16 protein-coding genes are annotated in these 20904 nt (G+C 46.7%); 5 read left to right on the top strand and 11 right to left on the bottom strand.

Features of this window, described 5'->3' with window-relative positions:
* Positions 1–6: 6 nt before the first annotated feature.
* From BN8908_RS04010 to BN8908_RS03985, 6 genes are all read right to left on the bottom strand, one after another.
* Positions 7–1638, bottom strand: coding sequence for an Lcl C-terminal domain-containing protein (locus tag BN8908_RS04010; protein ID WP_082989212.1), 1632 nt, complete (start codon positions 1636–1638; stop codon positions 7–9).
* A 5-nt stretch (positions 1639–1643) separates the two neighbouring features.
* Positions 1644–3578 (bottom strand): Lcl C-terminal domain-containing protein, encoded by a 1935-nt coding sequence (locus BN8908_RS04005; protein ID WP_068692093.1) that lies wholly within the window; start codon positions 3576–3578, stop codon positions 1644–1646.
* 209 nt (positions 3579–3787) lie between these two features.
* Complete coding sequence (locus BN8908_RS04000) at positions 3788–4693, bottom strand: FimB/Mfa2 family fimbrial subunit (protein WP_068689244.1); 906 nt, start codon at positions 4691–4693, stop codon at positions 3788–3790.
* 128 nt (positions 4694–4821) lie between these two features.
* Positions 4822–6066, bottom strand: coding sequence for a fimbrial protein (locus BN8908_RS03995; RefSeq protein ID WP_068689240.1), 1245 nt, complete (start codon positions 6064–6066; stop codon positions 4822–4824).
* Positions 6067–6125: 59 nt separating this feature from the next.
* Positions 6126–7475, bottom strand: a complete 1350-nt coding sequence (locus BN8908_RS03990) for an OmpA family protein (RefSeq protein WP_082989210.1) — start codon at positions 7473–7475, stop codon at positions 6126–6128.
* A gap of 48 nt (positions 7476–7523) precedes the next feature.
* A complete protein-coding gene (locus BN8908_RS03985; protein WP_068689238.1) occupies positions 7524–8105 on the bottom strand; it encodes a DUF3575 domain-containing protein in 582 nt (193 codons plus the stop codon).
* 328 nt (positions 8106–8433) lie between these two features.
* On the opposite strand from BN8908_RS03985, the gene BN8908_RS03980 reads away from it, so the two are divergent.
* A complete protein-coding gene (locus BN8908_RS03980) occupies positions 8434–9315 on the top strand; it encodes a helix-turn-helix domain-containing protein (RefSeq protein ID WP_068689236.1) in 882 nt (293 codons plus the stop codon).
* A gap of 191 nt (positions 9316–9506) precedes the next feature.
* On the opposite strand, the gene BN8908_RS03975 is transcribed toward BN8908_RS03980, so the two are convergent.
* On the bottom strand, positions 9507–10721 hold the full coding sequence (locus BN8908_RS03975; RefSeq protein ID WP_068689234.1) for a site-specific integrase: 1215 nt from the start codon (positions 10719–10721) through the stop codon (positions 9507–9509).
* Positions 10722–11090: 369 nt separating this feature from the next.
* Between BN8908_RS03975 and BN8908_RS03970 the strand changes: the two genes are divergently transcribed.
* From BN8908_RS03970 to BN8908_RS03960, 3 genes are all read left to right on the top strand, one after another.
* A complete protein-coding gene (locus tag BN8908_RS03970) occupies positions 11091–12191 on the top strand; it encodes a phosphotransferase enzyme family protein (protein ID WP_021988591.1) in 1101 nt (366 codons plus the stop codon).
* An 85-nt stretch (positions 12192–12276) separates the two neighbouring features.
* Positions 12277–12918, top strand: coding sequence for a carbohydrate-binding family 9-like protein (locus BN8908_RS03965; protein ID WP_021988590.1), 642 nt, complete (start codon positions 12277–12279; stop codon positions 12916–12918).
* A 30-nt stretch (positions 12919–12948) separates the two neighbouring features.
* Positions 12949–13230 (top strand): hypothetical protein, encoded by a 282-nt coding sequence (locus BN8908_RS03960; protein ID WP_021988589.1) that lies wholly within the window; start codon positions 12949–12951, stop codon positions 13228–13230.
* A gap of 6 nt (positions 13231–13236) precedes the next feature.
* Here BN8908_RS03960 and BN8908_RS03955 read toward each other — a convergent pair whose 3' ends face one another.
* The 3 genes from BN8908_RS03955 to BN8908_RS03945 all read right to left on the bottom strand — a co-directional run bounded on the left by BN8908_RS03955 (position 13237) and on the right by BN8908_RS03945 (position 17545).
* Positions 13237–13857 carry an HdeD family acid-resistance protein gene (locus tag BN8908_RS03955; RefSeq protein WP_021988588.1) on the bottom strand — a complete coding sequence of 207 codons (621 nt, stop codon included), beginning with the start codon at positions 13855–13857 and terminating at the stop codon, positions 13237–13239.
* 290 nt (positions 13858–14147) lie between these two features.
* Positions 14148–16199, bottom strand: coding sequence for a molecular chaperone HtpG (gene htpG, locus BN8908_RS03950; protein WP_068689232.1), 2052 nt, complete (start codon positions 16197–16199; stop codon positions 14148–14150).
* Positions 16200–16309: 110 nt separating this feature from the next.
* Positions 16310–17545: a competence/damage-inducible protein A gene (locus tag BN8908_RS03945; RefSeq protein ID WP_068689230.1), complete on the bottom strand. Its 1236-nt coding sequence runs from the start codon at positions 17543–17545 to the stop codon at positions 16310–16312.
* 360 nt (positions 17546–17905) lie between these two features.
* Here BN8908_RS03945 and BN8908_RS03940 point away from each other — a divergent pair, with 360 nt between their 5' ends.
* Positions 17906–19147: a M48 family metallopeptidase gene (locus BN8908_RS03940; RefSeq protein ID WP_068689228.1), complete on the top strand. Its 1242-nt coding sequence runs from the start codon at positions 17906–17908 to the stop codon at positions 19145–19147.
* Here the strand turns inward: BN8908_RS03940 and BN8908_RS03935 are convergent.
* Positions 19125–20615, bottom strand: a complete 1491-nt coding sequence (locus BN8908_RS03935) for a calcineurin-like phosphoesterase C-terminal domain-containing protein (protein ID WP_082989209.1) — start codon at positions 20613–20615, stop codon at positions 19125–19127. The genes BN8908_RS03940 and BN8908_RS03935 overlap by 23 nt on opposite strands.
* Positions 20616–20904: the final 289 nt, after the last annotated feature.

Raw genomic sequence — 20904 nt, 5'->3', positions numbered from 1 at the left:
TCCGGATTAAGGGGCTCTGTCGCGGACACAGCGGACGTATGCCTTCTGAAATTTAAAAGTACTCTCGAAACGCCAGGAACGGAGAGCATTATCCGTTCCGGAAACCACCGCATAAGATATCAGCCAGGCCTTATCTGCCTGGGATTCCGTCCCCGTCCAGTAAGGACGGTCGGGGGAAAGGCCCAGAAACTGTCCCGGATTATTTTTAGCCTCGAGAAGCATCATCCGGAATTCCGAAGCACGGGGAAGACGCCATTTTCCATCCCCGTAGGCGCGGCAAAATTCCCTGGCCACAAGCGAACCGTCGGCAACAGACCACTCCACGGGCAATGAAACGGCATCCCTTTTGCTCACCCAAAGCATTGAGGCCACCTCCTCCATCCTGGACGGACGGGTATCACCGGGAGCTACTGTAACATAGTTTCCGTTATCCTTCAGAGCCACCGTGCCGAGCCAGTCGTTATACATGTACCTCCTGTCGGCAGCAAGCGTATCGTGAGTATAGTGGTTGCTACCAAAGTTCCACCCTCCCGCCTTATACGTCACTCTGGCCGTTTGGATTGCCGGAATCTCAAAGCTGTAATCCATCCGCAAAGAGGTCCAGTCTGTCAGTGAAAGGCTCATTGCGGTATTGTCATACACCAGGTTGTAGGTGTTCCTGTATCCCTGACGGAAACCGTAGCGGGTGGTATCGCCCGTACCTTCACTGTTGAGGTGGGCACGCCTGAGCGGAAACACCAGCCGGCTTCCCGAACCGGCAGCGCCCGTTTTCAGAAACAGGACCACACTCCCGCTCTTCACATCCCGGGACATAAACGAGGGTACGAAAAAGTGATAGGTTTTATTTTCCGTTAGCGACAGGGTCTCGTTGCGATTGCCCCCGATCGCTCCGGCAGTGGCGGCATCCGTATCAGCGTCCGCCTCTGCCACCCGCAATCCGGTAGAGGGATCGATCCGGCCCCGGTTTCTGATCCAGAAACCGCCCTGGTTATCGACACCGGCACCGCGGATAGTGACAGCAGCGCCTGCCGCCTTTTTTACGTTGATGACGATGTGTGTCCAGGCATGACTGAAAGAAAGGGCTACCTTCCCGTCCCCGCCCACGGTTTTCAACTGATCACCGGGAGCCACAACGAGCAGTTCCTTCTGGGCCGTCGTCTCCATATCGCCGCTGAAATCGAAGGCTATCGTCCCGTCGTCCCTGCGCGTCCAGTCGGCCAGGGGGTACCACGACTGCACGCGGACACGGGCTCCGGGAAGGACCATCGCCCTGCCGGTCAGATCTACCGAACCGTCGGGAGTGTGCAGGCTGCTTTGCCACGCACCGCCCGTTTTCCGGAGATCCATCCGTACATGCCCGGAACCCGTGAAAAGGGGAGTCGTGCCGTCCTCTTTCGTCAGCGACATGCCGAACGTGCTCGTCGTGCCATCCTCCGGAAAACCCGTGATCAGTTCACCGACAGCCCTCGTTCCCGGAGTACCCCCCGGCAAAGAGGCCGAAGCACTGAAACGAAGGGGCACCGCATCGCCGGGCGAAGGAAGATCCGGACCGTCAGGCGTATCGCAAGACACCGACAGCAGGACATACCAAAACAAACAGGACAACGCCATTAAATATTTTTTCCTATTTACACTCATATCATTTAATCTTTATCCAGGTCACTACCGATTTGTCTCACACAACGCACTTTGCGCTTTTCCGACTTCGAAGGCCACGGGCCCTTTTCAAACACAGCGCCGGCATTAGCTGTCGGAAGGACATCAAAATCAAAGGCCCAGGCCTGATCAGCTGATTTCACCCCTTTTTCATAATTGTAAGAAGCGCCACTTCCCGTACCCGTCACCAGCCCCGCAGGCCGGAGGGCATATTCGTTCCCGCTCCAGTATTTCCCCGTGGGATACCTGAAAACAGCGGCAGGATATTCCCGTGTCAGCTCCTCTTTATTCACGAACATCAGCGCCAGCTCCGAAAGACGCGGCAGGCGCCAGTCGGTATATCCCCCGCCCTCGTAAGCACGGCAGGCGTCGAAAGCAGTCAGGCTGCCGTCCGTGTCGCGCCACGGGAACAGGCCGTCAGGGTGGTCGGTGTCCGTAAGATCATCGGGGGCAATCATCAGGGCAGGATAAGCACCCTCTACCCAGAGGGCGGCAAATCTGAGGTTATGATTCTCGGTTTCTGCTTCTGCCACCGTTCCGTAGTGATAGATATCGCCGTTATTGCTCCCCACCCCTTCATAAGGGTAATAGAAATTGGAGCCCTCGCCGTAAAAATCATTGTAATCAAATGGCTGGCTATTTCCGTACTGATAATCGAGACGCCCGCGCCAGAAAGCGGCCTTTTCATACACCTGCCCGGTAGCCCGGCTCTGTGGCCTGCTGCCGTCCGTCCTCAGTTTGTACAACATGCGGACACCCGACACAGGAACAGGAGCCCCATCGGTGATCCCCGTTAGCCAGGGTTTCACTCCCGCGGTAAAGCCCAGTCCCAGCGGTTTCTTTTCGTAAGCCTCCTCGGCGGAGGTATAGCCTGCTGCTCCTACCTTCTTAATCGTAAAGCGGTAGAGATGATTACGGAGTATGTCCAGGTCTAGCGAAGCTGTCGAAGAGTTTACGGAGGAAGTCGTAAAATCAATACGGTACCAGCTTTTAATGCCGGAACCAGAGGGATAATGCCCTCCCACAATGATAGCAGGGCGCTCCGTATGGGCATCATCGAAAACACTCCCACCCAAATTCGTTTCCGGAAGAAATATCGCATCCTTACAATAAAGCCCGCTGACAATGTCACTGCTATCGTAAATCCAGGGTAAAGCCGAAAGTCCTCCCGCGGGAGAAGCCGCTGTCACAGAAGGATCGCCGCCGGTGTAAACATAGTTTCCCGGCACAGGCATCCACGCATAACGCTCTCCGGCCTTCCAAACCTGGATATCCGTCATTCTGAAATCCACGCCGCTTCCATCCCACACCCCGGTGGTTTTATCATAGCGACCGATCCCAACGTCCACACGGGCAATGCTGCGAAGCAAGCGGACCTCTCCGATATCCGTACCGCTACCCACTTCGAAAGGCGTATCGTTACGGGCAACGCCGAACATCGGAATACTCGCAGCAGAGGTAAAAGACAATGGCCCTCCGGAAATCGTTCCGCTAAGGCAAAGCTGCTGTATTTCAGCATAAGTCTTGCCGTAAAGCGTATAAAGAATACCGCCGTTGATATTCGCCAGAATAACCACCCGGTATAAATCACTGTTACCGGTACTTTTCAAAAGCGTGGCCTCGTATTTCTTTTTACTCCCGTTCCATACCCCTTCTGCCACATAAAGCAACTTTCCGTCTGCAACACTGCTGCCGGACGTAAACTGAAGGACATAAACCGAATTGATCTTATCCTGATCTCCCGAAGGCAGCAACGCCTGCACCGAAGAACCTGCCCGGGCTGAAGAAACAGACAATGTCACCAAAGCAGGAGACTCCGGAACATCATACACAGGATCATCCGAACGGCAGGAACTCCAAAATACAATCAACACTACCGGTATGCATAGCTTTACCAACTTCAAATATGAACAACTCATCATTGTATCCTTATTATTGTAAAAAATCATCATTAAAAAACGGCGCAAAATACTGAAACGGCAATCCATCAATAAAATCACTGGCCCTCTAAAAATCGTAAATCCCCTTCACTCCTTTCAATCTAAAATTTACCCTCCTCCAAAACACCCGACACATCACCCAGCACCCCAATCGTAAATCATAAATCAAAAATCGTAAATCCCAAATCCCTTCAATCATACTCCTTCCAAATATGTACAACATTCCATTTCGTCACAGCCACCGACACCGACACATGCCCCTCGAAATTCAGAAGCACATTCAGCGTCGTCCCCACCTCTGGAACTATAGGACTACCGTCGTCTTCCAGTGTCACACTGCGCAACAGACTACCGTCACGGTAAATGTCGATAATCAGGCCCTCCCCCTCGAATACAGGGAAAAGACGGAAGCTCGGCACCACATACTCCTTCCTCCCATTCATACTACCCCTGACAGAATAAGACGCACGATCGCCGCCGTAAATCCCGCCGAAATCAATGCTACCCGTCGTTTCACGCACCACAAGCGAATAATCGCCGCCGCTACTGCCGCTAAGCCCCTGCAAACCGCGGATCGTCACATTCATGGAAGCCACCATCCGGCCCACATACAACCGGTAACTGCCCTCACCCCCCGAAGATGCACCGACTGCGAGCTTCAACCTTCCGGAAAACAAATCGGAAGGTGAACGGTAAAGCGTACCGCCGCTGCGCACATCCGTCAACCGCTTTAATGAAACCATGCCCTGCGAAAAAGTATCGCCTTTCTCTAAGGGACTCATAGTTACCTCCCCGCCCCCGACGTTACACCAGGCCACACAATGCAATCCCGTGACTCCCGGGTAATTCAGCTCCACCGGCTCCGAAACATCCACCGCAAGGATATCCAGCAGCAAATCGTTCTCATCGAATACGTACAGACTGATATCCTGAAGAGCACTCCCGGGTATATCCCCGGGCAGGGTCACGTTTAAGGACAACACACGCCCTCTGAAACACTTGCTCAGGTCGTCGTAAATACACCCCGATAATAGCAGCAGCATAAGCAGCAGGAAAAGCTGACACGTTATGATTCTGTATTTGCTGTTGAACTCCATAATGAATTTTCTTGCTTGTATTACTTCTTCCTCAGGGGAAGGTATATGCCGCCGATTCCGAAGCGACACATACCACGCACCTGTCGATTATCACTAAAGCACACCACGTAATGCCGGAGAAAAACGGATTAATTCCACTCCTTGTCTATCGTTTTAACCACCCAGGGCTTCACATCTACGGTAATATCAACAGCACTGTTGACCGTCGGCTTGCTCGGATCGTCGGTACCACCGCCACCGTCGCCACCATCTTCGGTTGGCTTAAAGCTGCCGTTCAGTTTCAGCTTAACCTGATAGTCGTTGCCGGCTGCAATAGCCTCCTGATCGCCACCGCCGAAGTAAACCGTAAAATAACGGGTCTTTAAGTCGTCCGAATTCGTCGAATTGGCCACACTTCTCCACTTGGTTACAACCACAAGGACAGTCGGGTGGTCTGTCGTCGCAGTGACAGCGGTGTTGTTGGTAAACACATACCAATACCCCGGAGACTCCAGCTTATTTCCTGTTGCATCCACTACCGGCATCGAATTAAGTAAATATTCAGCATTTTGTACAAAGCCTGTAGGTGCCGCGCCCGTCCACATACCAGACCAACTCATACCACCGGCAAAACTTCTGTCAGTTTTCTTGATATAATCCGTCCCAAAAGTAGGAGGAGAATCCGTCCAGCCTATCGTATTCGGTAAAAACTGCGTCTTCGTCTGCACATTCATCAGATAAATCCGTTCGATCGTAAAATCGGCATTCACTGTGGCTGTAAAAGCAGCCTTATCAGCGTATTGATTACTTGTTTCGGTTCCGCCGTTCCACTCGATAGCCATAATCTGAATACGGGCACTGACAAAATTCAGCGTCACGGTTGCCGTCGCCTTCTGTGTGGTTCCATCTAAAGTAAAAGCAGACAGGACGCCAACACCGCTCATATATACATCACCACTGTTCTGAGTCGGTGCAGTGCCGGAGATCAGATCACCCAGCTTCCCTTGAATTTGAGACAGAGTTTTTACACCATGAAACAAACCGCCCGTAGCGGTCGGATCCGTCCCCAGGTTAGCAATGACGACCACCCTACGGGCATCCGTCGTCGTTGTCAAATTGGTGGTCGGAGTTCCGGTTCCATCGATCCACAACGGAGTACCGATAACCCCATCCGAGGCGTTAAGGAAAAACACCGTCAGTGTATTGATAGACTCATCATCGCCGACAACAGGACCCGCCACCCGGGAAGAAGGACTTCCGTTGCCTTTCAGCCGGAGGGTTACTTTGGCTTCGGAAGCATCCCCATCCTCCCCGGCTCCCAGGCCATTATCCTTTGCACAACTTGCCAACACCGCTATCGCAAGTACCGACAATAAAATTGATCTCATTTTCATCTTCAATTTGTTTTTAATTTAAAAAAATGGTTGATATTTGGTTTATTTTGTATTTCCGGTCAGTACCGGTTCAAAAGTTCTTCCAACTGACGAAGGTTATCCGCCCCCGCCACACAGCCCGACCGGGCGGAACGCTCAAAAAAACGCCGGGCCTTGTCCGCATCGCCTGTCATCATATAACAAACGCCTTTCAGATTATCTGCACGCGGGTCCGGAATAGCAACCACCGCCTCAAGCGCTTCGGCATATTTACCTGCCCGCGCCAGAAAAACGGACCGGTTCAGAACGACAGCCGTCGTATCCGCTATTCTCTCGTAATAAACTCTCACACAGCCCGCCATCCGCAACTGAGGAAAAAAATGTTCCCTCAAATAACGGTAAGCCTTTCCATCGTATAACGCCTGCAAATGTCCCAGACGGCCCGCCTTTTTCTGTACATCCCAAACCGGCGTATAGTCAATCACATCCAGCACTTCCTGCCTGTAAACCATATCACTGGCAGCTATCAGTTGACGCAGTTCATACCAGGCTTCCTTACCGTTATATTGTACGAAACAGGAAGCATCCAGCCCGGTACGAACCGTCAGGTAATCCACCAGCGAACGGGCACGGGCATTGGCAACCTGTTCGTTCCAGAACGAAGGACCGTCAGGAGAAGACAGGCCCATCACCAGTATTTTAACGATACGGGAATCTTTAGAAGAGGCTATCCGATCGACGAGCAAAAGCATGTGTTCCAGCTCCCGGAGGTTATTTCTGTATCCCGGAACGATCTTCGTCTCCCCCACGGGAAAGTAAATTACAGGACTACTTGCTTCTACCCGGCGTACAACGGCAATTGTATCCGAAATACCCCCCGGCCAGCGTTCTATAAAACGGTCCTGCTCCGAAAGTTTATCCCCGGCAGACAGGGCAGGAACAATATCCGCAAGCACAGGACGAAACTCCTCTGCAGGTGTAAAAAGAACGATATCCGAAGCCAAAAGTAAAGGATCGGGATGCATCGTGCGGCAGCAGGTGCGCAACTCCGCATCCAGGCGAAGCCCCGAACCGTTCATCCAATGCTCGTAACGAAAGGTATCCCGGTAAAAAACCGTATCCCCCGAATTATGACAGACCGGCACAGCGGACTTGTCCTTCGCCTTTTTCCACAGGCGAAGCTGGGCACGGCGACTGCCGTACAACACGGGCGGCAGGCTACGGACACCGCCAGCGCCCTTGTATAAAACAGGCGTAAGTGTCACCAAATTATCCGAACCGATATCCGTCACACGAAGACGCAGAGAAACATAAACAGAATCCCCGGCACGGCGGACGGAAACCTCCCCCGGCTCTATAAATTCCGTATTCTGAGCCGAAAGCCCGAAGGAATACAACAGTCCAAAACACAATAAAATAATATATTTCATACCTCTTTTTTATTTATAACCTACCTACCGGCAACAAGGGCACACACTCTAGTAATAATAAATCAGGTTGACAGCGGCCTTCGTCGGGCCTATATAATGCTGTACACCGCTGCCCAGTTTTTCTCCACAATTCTCACAGCGGTATTTGTCGTATTTCAAATAGGCATACCCCAGCCCCAGTGTCGCTTCTAAACTCCAATGCTTACCCAGAATCCAGTTGTAACCGTAACTAACGCCGGCACCGGCCAACCAACCTTCGTAACGGTTTTTCTCAATATGCTTGTTACGGACAGCCCCGAACCCCCAAGGAAGCATTCCCCCCAGATTGAACTGCCCTGCATGCGCATGAATCCCGAAAAAATGCCCCGAAAAAGGCTCACACCCCCACCAACGCAGTTCGGGCTGTAAAAGCCAGTGCTTCATCTTACGTGTCAGCGAAAAATTCCACGCATTATAATTCGCAGATACGTCCAGCGTCCACTCATAGTCCAGACTGAATTCCATCCCGAAATTCAGCGTACCCGTCACATCATAAAGCAGATTGCTCTTCACTCCCCCCTCTTGAGCCGACACCCGTGCTCCCAGAAAACAGAAAACAACAACAATGAATATGTTTACTTTTAATCCCATATAATTATACTTTCATTTCTTCATTCTATTCCAAACTCCTCCAACTTACAACCCTGCAAACCGAAAAAACACCACCCCAAAACCCATCTCCGAAAAACTCTATTTAGTGATAGAGTATGCAGAAAAATAAAAAGCAATAAACACCTGATTATTAACACATAATCTATTGAAAAGTAAAAAAAATTGTTTCAGCAAATATTACACGAAAATCAGAAGTACATTTATACTATATAAATATCTGTTTTTTAAATATTTATATAAATATATACTGCAACTTTGCTGAAACACGATTAACCGAATTAAAACAAAAACATCAATATTTAAGAACATGCATAAAATTTTATTAAATAAACTGCTCTACGTAAACGAACACCAGAGTTGCAAAAATTACCAAATAGAAATCGACACCGGATTCAAATACATCGAAGTGCAGGAAGGAACACACGTATACGAACCCAAACTGCATTACAATAATGTAGTTATACTCATTGAGGGTGAATGTGTTATCAGTTGTAACCAATATAACAACCGTAAAGTATCTTCTTCTGAAATGGTACTTTTACCCAGAGGAGCTCTCGTAGACGCTCACACCCAAAAAGACTGTAAATTACTGTTATTCAGCTTCGGAAGGGTCAGAAACGTATGCGACGTAAATATGCTCGAAACTTATTACAATTTACACAGGGATATCCGGTACGATTTCGTCCCTCTCAAAGTCAGGCATCCGCTAAACGAATATATAGAACTACTGGTATTCTGTCTCAAAAATGGAATGAACTGCGCTCATTTACATGAAATTAAGCACAAAGAATTCTTTCTCTACCTCCGTGGTTTCTACACCAAAAAAGAGGTCGTCCAACTGTTTTATCCCATCATGGGAAATAAAATAAAGTTCAGAGATATGATCCAGGAAAATTATATCAAAGCCGGAAGTGTAGAAGAAATGATACGGCTTTTGAGGATGAGCAAAAACGCATTTTATACAAAATTCACAAAAGAATTCGGAATGTCACCCAAGCAATGGATGCTGAAACAAATCAGACACCAGGTTTTTGTAAAAGCAGCCGTACCCGGAATCACAATAAAGGAGCTGATAGATTTATTTAATTTCGATTCGCCGGTCCAGTTCAACCGCTTTTGTATACGCGAATTCGGTTGTCCCCCCGGAGAGTTAATCAAACAGCAGCAACAAGTTAGCAATGAATCGTAAAAATAACGCCACAAAACGAAATGATAAAAGATTAGTACGTTTTGTTAATAAATATCAGAAACAAGCCCCTATCTTTGTCCTGTCAAAAGATGTTAATCTTTTATAAGTTTAAAGGTGTATCTCTATCACTAAATAGAGCGATTTTACAAATATATAAAAAATGTAATTTTATCAAAAAAAATTTACATTTTTTACATTTCTACAAGTTGGGCTACCAATTGGTCGCATTCATCCAAAACCTTCTGATCGAACTCTTTCAGATAAATCCGTGTTGTTTTTTCAGAAGTATGTCCGAGCCCTTCGCTGATCACCGAAACAGGAATGCCGCATTCCTTAGCCTGGGTTGCCCAGCTATGTCGGGCGACATAGGTGGTCAGTTCGACCTCATACCCCAGCCGCTGCCCCAACTGCTTGAGCCTCCGTTCCGCCTTTCCCAACGCCAGACGGTATTGGCGGTAAGGCGAAAGACCGGAAGAATCGTCAATAACCGGAAAAATATAATCCGTATCATTCCGGTAACGCGAAATGATGTCTTTCAATTGATCCGTCAGACTGACCCGGATAAGCTGCTGCGTCTTGTGACGGTAATACTCGATAAAATTACACTTTATATTCTCCTTCTTTAAAAAAACCATATCCACAAAAGACATTCCCCGGGCATAAAAACTAAACATAAACAGATTACGGACAAAATCGAGTTCGGGAGCGTCCTCCAGCGAAAGCTGCATCAGCCGACGGATATGGTCGCGGCTCATTGCTCGCTTCACGGTTTTGGCCGGACGGGTCTGTGCATGTTGAAAAGGATTTGCGGATGACTCCATTTTCCCGTCCAGAATAGCCTGGTTATAAACCGCACGCAGATTGCGCATATAAAAACTCACCGTATTACGGCATACCCCGCTTTTTAAAAGGTATTTCTCATAGGCCCTCACAAAAGCGGCATTCACTTCGGAAACAGCCACCTTCTCTTTCCCGGTAAAATGCAGCAAGGACGAACGGGTACTACGGTAGGCCGCCGCTGTCCCCAACCGGTTCAGTTCCTCTTTCTGGCGAATACAACCGTCTATAAAAGCAAACAGTCCCTCGCCTTTTACAGGCCCCTCGTAATGTCCGGTAATATCAGACACGGTAAAATCAGGCATACTCTCCTTCAATTCACCGATCAAACTGTTCAGTTTTTTCCGTTCCTTTGTGATCCAACAGTTGATAATGCGAACCTCACGATGAGTCAGCCCGTCTTTCCGGTATACCACTTTCTCTTGCCCGGCATCATAGTCCGGCTCGGCAACTTTAAATCGGCTATAAATCAATTTTTTACGTCTGCGATGGATGACCTGGAACACCAAAGGATAAGTTCCGTTCAGTAAAATACGGTCTTTGTTCAGTTTCAGTTTAACAGATGTCATATCTCTACTATTAACAAGTATTATAAAACACTAGATACGGACATACGGCTTTATGGTAAACAAAAATCCGGAAATAATCCGTATTATCCCCTGAATAACATCGCCGGAAAACCGATCCACGACTTTCAGGTGTCACGATTCCATCCGTAAACCACACTTTAAAAGTATAAGTCAAATAAAGTTTTTACTTTATCTGATTTTTTCAATTAAAAAATTTTACAAAGTTGCATTTTTTACTACCTTTACGCCGTCAAAAAATAGGTGCCAAAGACAACGTTTGCGTAGCTTACTGACAATCAGTTACAAAATCGGGTTTTCGAAACAATCTGTCTATATATAAAATAATATATAAATAATAATTAAAATAGCATGGAAAACAGACTGAGTAAAATTTGCAGCCAATTCCAACTGGAAGGCTCTATTCTATCGGTAAAACCCCTGGGACAAGGTTTTATCAATGACACATTGTTGATCACAACAGCAGAAGCTACAACCCCCAACTATATTTTACAACGTAAAAACAAAAATATTTTCAAGGATGTTCCGGCCATGATGGACAATATCTACCGGGTAACAAACCACCTGAAAAAGAAAATCGTAGCAGCGGGAGGTGATCCGATGCGGGAAGCGATGACCATTATTCCGACTAAAGACGGAAAATTATATTACCAGGACGAAGACGGTGAATTCTGGGCCGTATGTGTGTTTGTCAGCGATACGATCGATTATCAGAAAGCGGATACACCGGAACTGGCTTATCAGGGAGGCAAAGGCATCGGTAAATTCCAGGCCATGCTGTCGGATTTCAAAGAACCGCTCGCCGATATTCTGCCGGGTTTTCATAACATCCGTTACCGCTTCAAACAATGGGATGAGGTATTGGCCAAGGACCCGGTAGGGCGTAAAGCCACTGTCCCCAGTGAAATCCAATGGATTGAACGCCGCCGGGAAGAAATGCTGCACTTCTGGGAATTGGTTGAAAACGGAACCATCCCGACCCGTGTCACCCACAACGATACAAAAATCAACAATATTCTGTTCGATAAAGCAGGCAATGTACTTTGCGTCATCGATCTCGACACCGTATTAAGCAGTACTTGCCTCAACGACTACGGAGATGCCATGCGGTCGTATACAAACACCGGTCTGGAAGACGACGAAAATCTGGACAACGTATCCATGAACATTGATATCTTCCGGGGATACACACAGGGCTATCTGTCAGAGACAGCCAAATTCTTAAATCAAAGCGAAATCGACTACCTGGCTTTCTCCGCCAAATACATCACCTATGAGCAGGTATTACGCTTCCTGATGGATTACATCGACGGAGACAAATATTACAAAGTAAAAAATCAGGTACATAACCTGATCCGTGCCCGTGCACAGCACAAGCTTTTACAAAGCATGGAAGATCAATACACAAAAATGTGCGATATTGTAAAAGAAGAAATAAATAAGCTGAAATAATCGCTATACGTTTTTTTTGATTTGTGATTCGGTGTATATTTGCACACGAATCACAAATCAAAATCATTCATTCAAGGTGAGTCTCATGTTTCAGGTAAAAAAAATTGCAGCTTTGCAAGCGGACCGTCTGAACGAAGCCGCCGGGCTTCTGGCGCAGCAACCCGCCTTCCCCATCCGGTGCAACAACTGGTCTGAACAATATCCCTATTCCCCCCAGGTCGCCTTCAACATCGCCCACAACGACAAGGCTATTTTCATCCGTTTCGAAGTATCCGAAAATTATACGATGGCCCGTGTGCAGGAAGACAACGGACAGGTGTGGACCGATTCCTGTGTCGAATTTTTCCTCTCTCCCGATGATAACGGCTACTACAACTTTGAATTCAACTGCATCGGCAAAGCGTTGTCTGGATTCCGGCAAACCCGTGAAAATGCAGAACATGCAAACCCGGAAACAATGCAAAGCATCCGACGGCTTTCTTCACTGGGGAACGAAAACTTCGAAGAACGGGAAGGTGACAACCACTGGTGGCTCATCGTCGCTATTCCGGCTACAGCCCTTTTCAAACACAGTTTCAAAAACCTGTCCGGCATAAAAGTAAAAGCCAATCTGTACAAATGCGGAGACCACTTATCTAAACCCCACTTTTTGTCCTGGCAACCGATCGATACCCCCGAACCGAATTTCCACGTACCGCAATTCTTTACCGAACTGGAATTTCAATAATACATCCGGAATTTAACTTTGTAAAAACAGATGAAAGACAAATTGTATATCGGTTTACTGGCCGGGCTTACCGCCCCGTTTATCATTGTCGCACTGATCTACTTACTGCGCTTCAATTATCTCTCTGTCACTGCATTTATCGAACAGGCATTCGTATTGAAAGTACATTTGAAAATTGTTGCTATCGGCGTATTTTTTGCCAATCTGGGATTGTTTTACCTGTTTCTGCGCTTTAATAAAAACAACGCCTCGAAAGGCGTTATCTTATCCGTTTTCCTCTATTTCTTCATCATGCTGTTCGCATCCCTCTGAAATCCGTCACTTCACTTCTTCATAATCGGTGTCTTCGATATCCCGGTCTCCGTCCAGTTTCTTTTTCTGCTCCTCTTCTTCCCAATGTTTCCGCATCTTATGAATACCGTACTGACTGATCAGATCGGTGATTCCATAAAACATGGAAGTGATTCCCAATATGATGACAACATATTCAGCACTTCCCCAAGGTCTGAAAACCACCACCAATCCCGCCAACATAATCAGGATAGGGAAAAAATAGTTCATAGGGGAAATGTAGCCGAGCTGACGGGCTGCCGACAAAGTCACCAATTGTGCAATTGCCGCCAAAAGCAAGACACATCCCAATATAACCATCAATATCGTTGTGAAAAACAAAGGTATGGAAATAAGCAAAATACCCAGCACCATACTTCCGATTCCATTCAGGGACAACAAGCCGTCAGCCCGTTGTTCGGCCTGCTGGCGACGGTAAGAAGCAACGAAAGCCATTATTCCGGTAAGCAGGAACAAAGCCCCGATAAACATAACGATAGACTTTAGGGCGACATCAGGCCAAGCAATCAAAACAACCCCGATGATAACCGAGATCAATGCCCGGTATACGGCATTCCGGAAAGTCGTCTTACTATAAACAATTCTCATATCCGATATTTTAAGTATTTTATAAAAACTGACAATCTATTGAAAAATACAATAACCTGCAACTCAAAAAAACGACAAAAGAAAAACCGGAACGTAAAATTGAAGTCCGTAAATCCAGGCCGTTTTCTCTTTCCCTTGATTTAACGAAAGTAATCAATTTTTGTTAGAATCCTATAATTATCCGGCATCTGTTTTTTCAAACAGGCAACGAATATAAAAAATATCCGGAAAGCCAACGTTATGACGACGACTTTCCGGACGATACTTATTTTATGAGCCTTCCCGGAATATTACCGGATCAAATCGACACTCCTCTTCACAAACCTATTCAAAGCTTCTCCTTTCAGTAAACCGTTTGCCAGTAAAGCCAAATCAATCAACTGCCCTACGATCTTATTCTCCTTGCCGTATTCCTCCAACAAGGTTTCTTTCTGCTTTTTCAGTTTATCGATCTGCTCGGAATACTCCTTCAGGCGATCTTTATCGACTTGTGGTACTTCCTCGTCTTTTTTACCCTTATTCAATTCGTCCAGTTCCGTTTTCTTCCCTTCATTCTCCTTAATTTCGAAATTAATCGGAGCCAGTTTGGCATCCATCGATTTTTTCTCATCCTCCAAAACGGTTTTCACCAGCTTATGATCGGTATTTACAACCAAAGTATACTGGTCGCCCATTGCCCCGTAAAAATTCATTCCCGGATTCATGGCAGCCATTTCTTTCATACGGCGCATAAACTCCGAACGGGTCACGACAACCGGATCGCTGCCCTCTCCCAAAGCCTCGAAGCTGACCATAAACATGCCGTTATCCTTGGGTAATTGTGAAGAAAATACCGGACGCAACTCATCCTGTTCCGCTTCAGAAAGATCGCTCTTACGGGTTTCTTCCTTCTGAATCAGTTTCTCTACAACATCCGAATCCACCCTAAAATATTTGTGGTCGGCATGTTTCTGCTCCAGATGATTGATAAAGTGGGTATCCAACTGTCCGTCCATCAACAACACATCGTATCCTTTGGCTTTTGCCTTCTCGATATAACTGAACTGCTCGGTAGCATCTGTAGCATAGAGGGAAACGATATTCTTATCCTTATCCGTCTGATTTTCTTTTATCAGAGTATCATACTCTTCAAAAGTAAAATATTTTCCGTCGGTGTTTTTGAACAAATAAATTTCCTGGGCTCTCTCCGCAAATTTTTCATCGGTCAGCATTCCATACTGAATGAATATTTTCAGGTCGTCCCATTTCTTTTCGTAATCTTCCCGGTTGTTTTTGAAAATATCGCTCAGGCTGTCTGCCACCTTCTTCGTTATGTGGTTGGATATCTTCTTCACATTGCGGTCGCTCTGCAAATACGAACGGGAAACATTCAACGGAATATCCGGCGAATCGATCACCCCATGCAATAAAGTCAGGTATTCGGGTACAATCCCTTCTACGGAATCCGTAACATACACCTGATTGCTGTATAGCTGAATCTTATTTTTCTGAATCTCAAACTTATTACTGATTTTCGGGAAATACAGTATACCGGTCAGATTAAAAGGATAATCCACATTCAAATGGATGTGAAACAGAGGATCTTCTGCCATCGGATACAACTGACGGTAAAACTTCTGATAATCTTCTTCCGTCAGTTCGGAAGGTTTACGTGTCCAGGCCGGATTAACATCATTGATCACATTGTCGGCATCAGTCTCTTCATATTTCCCGTCCTTCCATTCCTTCTTCTTCCCGAAAACAATTTCTACAGGTAAAAACTTACAGTACTTATTCAACAATTCGCTGATTTTACCTTCTTCCAGAAATTCTTTATCATCGTCGTTGATGTGCATAATGATATCCGTTCCCCGCTCAGCCTTTTCCGTATCGTCCAGGGTATATTCCGGATCCCCTTTACAGGTCCATCTGACTGCCTGCGCACCTTCCCGATAAGATTTCGTTACGATCTCCACTTCATCGCTAACCATAAACGAAGAATAAAATCCCAAACCGAAATGCCCGATAATGGTTGCCGCATCGTCCTTGTGTTTTTCCAGAAATTCTTCGGCACCCGAAAAAGCAATCTGATTGATGTATTTTTCCACTTCTTCACGGGTCATACCGATCCCGTTGTCCGAAATCGTCAGCGTGCCTGCCTCTTTGTCAGCCCTCACCCGTACCTTCAATTCTCCCAGCTCGCCTTTAAACTCACCCGAGGAAGCCAGAACCTTCAGCTTTTGAGTAGCGTCTACGGCATTCGAAACGATCTCACGTAAAAAAATATCATGATCCGAATAAAGAAACTTTTTGATAATCGGAAACAAATCAGTTGTTGAAACACCAATTTTGCCTGTTGTCATAGCGTATATATTTTAATGATTAGTTATTTTTCTGATTTACGCTATTCAACAGGCAATTGTTGTGCCATTCGGAAAATACTGACAGGATGACAGTCGCACTGATTTATTTTTCAGGCTTCCTCCTGCACGGCCTCTGCAATCAACTCCAGTGCTTTTACCGCAGTCTTGGCAATATTGCGCTCCCGGGTAAAAGAAAATACAAACTTCCGGGCAAACGTTTTACAAGGAGTAGCCACGCCGATCCAAACCGTACCTACCGGTTTCTCCGGTGTTCCCCCGGCAGGCCCGGCAACTCCGGAGGTCGCAACGGCATAGTCCGTACCCATCACCCGCTTTACTCCCTCCGCCATCTGTTTCACAACTTCCCCGCTTACGGCCCCATATCGCTCTATATCGTTCATATCCACCCCTAACACTTTATTTTTCACCTCATTGGCATACGCAACTACGCTCCCTTTGAAATAATCCGAACTCCCCGCTACGGAAGTAATCAGATGAGCTATATATCCCCCCGTACAGCTCTCTGCCGTAGCAATCGTCAGATTCCTTTTGCGCAGACACTCCCCGAACTGCTTTTCCACAGAATCCGCTTCCCCCTCGGTATAGTACAAACCGGTAAGACTTTCCTTCAACGTTTCATAATACGCTTCCAGCTTTTCGACCGCTTTCCCCTTAGCCGTAATCCGCAGCTTAACCAAACCGGGAGAAGGCAGGTAAGCCAATCCCAGACCTTCCGGCAAAGCCTCCTCCCAACCGCTCAGCCGTTCGGCCAATTCCGATTCCGGAATATCGTACACCTGCAACATCCGGTAAGCCAACTGCAAATGCGGATATCTCCTTTTCAACTCCGGAAGTACATACGTTTCCATCAGATGCTCCATTTCAAAAGGGACACCGGGCAAAGAAATCAAAGACTTCCATCCCCGTTCGAACCACATACCGGAAGCGGTTCCCTTAAAATTCCGCAGAACCCGGCAATTGTCCGGCAATACCGCCTGACTTTTATTGTTCTCATTCAAAGCAATTCCCCGGCCCTGTAACAATTCCTCCAACCACACCATAACTTCCGGATTTAACGTCAGCTTAGAACCGAAATACTCCGCCAGCACCTTTTTCGTTACATCATCCTTCGTCGGTCCCAACCCTCCGGTCACAATCACCAGCTCCGCCTCATTCATGGCATAGTCCACGGCTTCGTAAATCTCGTCCCGCCTATCGGCGACAGAACGCATCTCTGTAACCTCGATCCCGGCCAATGTCAGATGTCCCGCAATAAACCTGGAATTCGTATCCAGAATCTGACCCAGTAAAATTTCATCACCGATGGTAATAATAATCGCTTTCATAACTACTTCGTCTTAGCTGTTCCGTAAATCCGTATCCGCAAAAGGACCGGAAATTCACAAATCTGTTTTTAACCGAAACAAAACTACAACATTTTTCCCTCCGTTATCCATCTGCCAATCCCAAAATTCAAAACTTTTCTTTACCTCTATTTTCCGGCTTTTATTACCTTTGCAATGCCTTTGTTGCAAAAACAATACCGACAATGCATTTTAAATTTATGATTTACAATTGCTCAAAATTACACACTGGGACGGACTCATTGTGTAATTTTGAGGTATAGTCAAATAAATCCGACAACGAATTATTTTATCGGCTAATCTACAGTCTGAAATCATAAATTTAAAATTTACAACGAACCTATGAATAGTGAAACAATATATATCATCATCCTGCTGTTTTTATGTGCAGACTTTATCTTCGAAAGATTTTTGGAAGGATTGAATATACGGGCGATGTCACCCGTCCTGCCGGAGAAATTAAAAGGTATTTACGACGAAAAAGAATACAAACGGTTTCAATCCTATAAAAAAGAAAACAACCGGTTCGGCCTGATCAGTTCCGCTTTTTCTTTTACCGTAACCGTCCTGTTTCTGGCGGCCGGAGGTTTCGGCCTGTACAACGACTGGATTGTAAGCCGCACCGACAGCATCCTCTGGCAAACCCTGTTCTTTATGCTGGGCTTGTCTGTGATATCCACCCTGTTGGAAATGCCGTTCAGTTGGTATGCCACATTCCGGATAGAAGAAAAATACGGTTTTAATAAATCGACGCTCAACACCTGGATAACGGATGCGGTAAAAGGGGTATTTCTCTCATTGATCATCGGCGGACTCATTTTATCCGCCGTCGTCGGCTTTTATTTATGGACAGGAAGCCGGTTCTGGATATATGCCTGGGTATTGATCAGCTTATTCTCAATATTCATGGCCATGTTCTATTCCCGCCTGATTGTTCCTTTATTCAACAAACAATCCCCGCTGCAAGCCGGCAGTCTGCGGGATAAGATCGAGGCATTCGCATCCCGGACCGGTTTCCGGTTGAAAAATATCTATGTAATCGACGGATCGAAGCGATCGACAAAAGCCAATGCCTATTTTACCGGATTTGGAGCGGAAAAACGGATCGTCCTCTACGACACCCTGTTACAAGATCTGACAGAAGAAGAAATTGTAGCGGTACTGGCACACGAAATCGGACATTACCGCAAAAAACACACCCTGAAATTCATGTCCGCCTCCATTCTGCAAACCGGTTTCATGTTGTGGCTATTCTCCTTACTGGTTAATATACAGGCTTTTTCAGAAGCATTGGGGAGCGATCGGGCCTATTTCCAGCTGGGTCTGGTTACCTTCGCTATCCTGTACAGTCCGGTCAGTATGTTATTGGGAATATGCATGAACATCTGGTCCCGGAAAAATGAATACGAAGCAGACGCATTCGCAACCCGGCATAACGAAGGAGAAGCACTCGTCAGCGGATTGAAAAAAATATCGGTAAAATCCCTGAGCAACCTCACTCCTCATCCCTGGTATGAATTCGTATATTATTCCCACCCCTCGCTGCTGAAAAGGATAAAAGCTATCGAACAGACTGATCGTTGAGCCATTCCTCTACCTTCCGGGGTGTACCGGAATATACATTTCCGAAACGGTCGGTCGCCTCCACCCTGATCGCTGCTCCGGCAGAACGGGGTATCGCAAAAAACAGATGTTCCGTCGGTTCAGCCCCGATATAATCGTATTTAAAACTCTTCCGGTGAGACACAACATAGCTGTCGATAACCGGATCAATACCGGTATAACGTTCCATCTCCCCCATTCTCTCCCCGTCCTCATACCAATATATCTTCCAGGACGGGTCATAATTCCACACATTTACAGTCAATGCTTCCGGTTTCAAATCATTTTCTCCGGCGGCATATGCCCTGAACTGATAAGAACGGTCATCTCCAACCGGCTTGAAATACCAGGAAATGCTGTCTCCGTCCATTTCATACACCGTATAACCGATGGGGGTACCGTCACCACACCACGGTGCCTGCCAAAACAGACCGCAGAGAGAGGCATGTACATGCTCGTACAAATTATCCGCTATCACATAATTTTCATGATAATGGGTATGTCCCGATAATATCTGTACCCGATAAGACTTCAACAAATCGTACAAATGAGCACGATTGTTAATCACCTGTGAAGTCCGTTCTTTCGCATAATTTCCACTCCGGGCCTCCCGGGAATAAGTCGGAATATGGGTCAATACCACCACCGGCGAACCTTCCGGAACCAATGCCAGATCCTGTTCCAACCATTCCAATTGCCTTTCAGCCAGATAACCGGTATATAAATAATCCTTTCCCAAAGCAAACACCCCGTCCAAAACAATATAATGTACTCTGCCCCGGTTAAAAGAATAGTAGGCCGGACCGAAATGAGCGGCATACATCGTCCTGGAACGCTCATTTGAACGTCCTCCCCTGTCCAGATCGTGATTACCGGCAGCATAGAAAAAAGGAATCTGCGTATGATACAGAATATGTTTCACCGCCCCGAAACATCCCGGATTCCGCTGTATATCCCCGATCACATCCCCCGCTACCATCCCATAAACCGGTATTTCCCCGTATTTACCGGCCACCCAACTCTGCATATCATCTGCAATCTTTTGCAAAGCCGGAAGCTCTTCATCGAAATACACCTGCGGGTCGGCAGCCACCACCACAACATGCCTATCATCGTTCCTACCGCTTTTTTGCAGGTAAAAATCAAACTTCTGTTTCTTTGCAGCCTTGTTAATCCGCCGGAAAAAACAGGGTACCTCATCCTGCAACGGTACTTCATAACCGGCAGGCAAAGTGATATATACAAACTCTGCCGCTGTATTCCCCGGCAGCCGGTATCTCCCCCGGGCATCCGTCCTCACCACCGTATAACCGTCGGTTACAGCCACGCCCTCCACGCCGCGCCCTTCGGAAATAACACGGCCGGACAATTCCGGAAAAAACGCGGCCGGACAAACAGTACCCCAGCCCATCCATAAACACAAAAAAACAAACTTCTTAAAACACCACATGTCAGAATGTATATAGAGAGATTGTAGATTTTAAATTGTAGATTTTAAATTGTAGATTGTAGATTACACGATTATAGATTTCAGATTATCTGATAAAACGGTTGCCGATTTATTGAATCACAATTCAAAATTACACACTGGGACGGACTCATTGTGTAATTTTTACCTCAAAAACCTTCCAACTTCCATGCAAAAACACGAAAACAAAAACCTATACAAAGCACCCCAAACACTAATCGTAATCAAACTTATAGGTCAATCTAAAAATCAAGTTGCGGAATCTGCATAA

The organism is Culturomica massiliensis (genome assembly GCF_900091655.1).
Taxonomy (GTDB): domain Bacteria; phylum Bacteroidota; class Bacteroidia; order Bacteroidales; family Marinifilaceae; genus Culturomica; species Culturomica massiliensis.
This window is presented reverse-complemented; position numbering and strand designations above follow the sequence as displayed.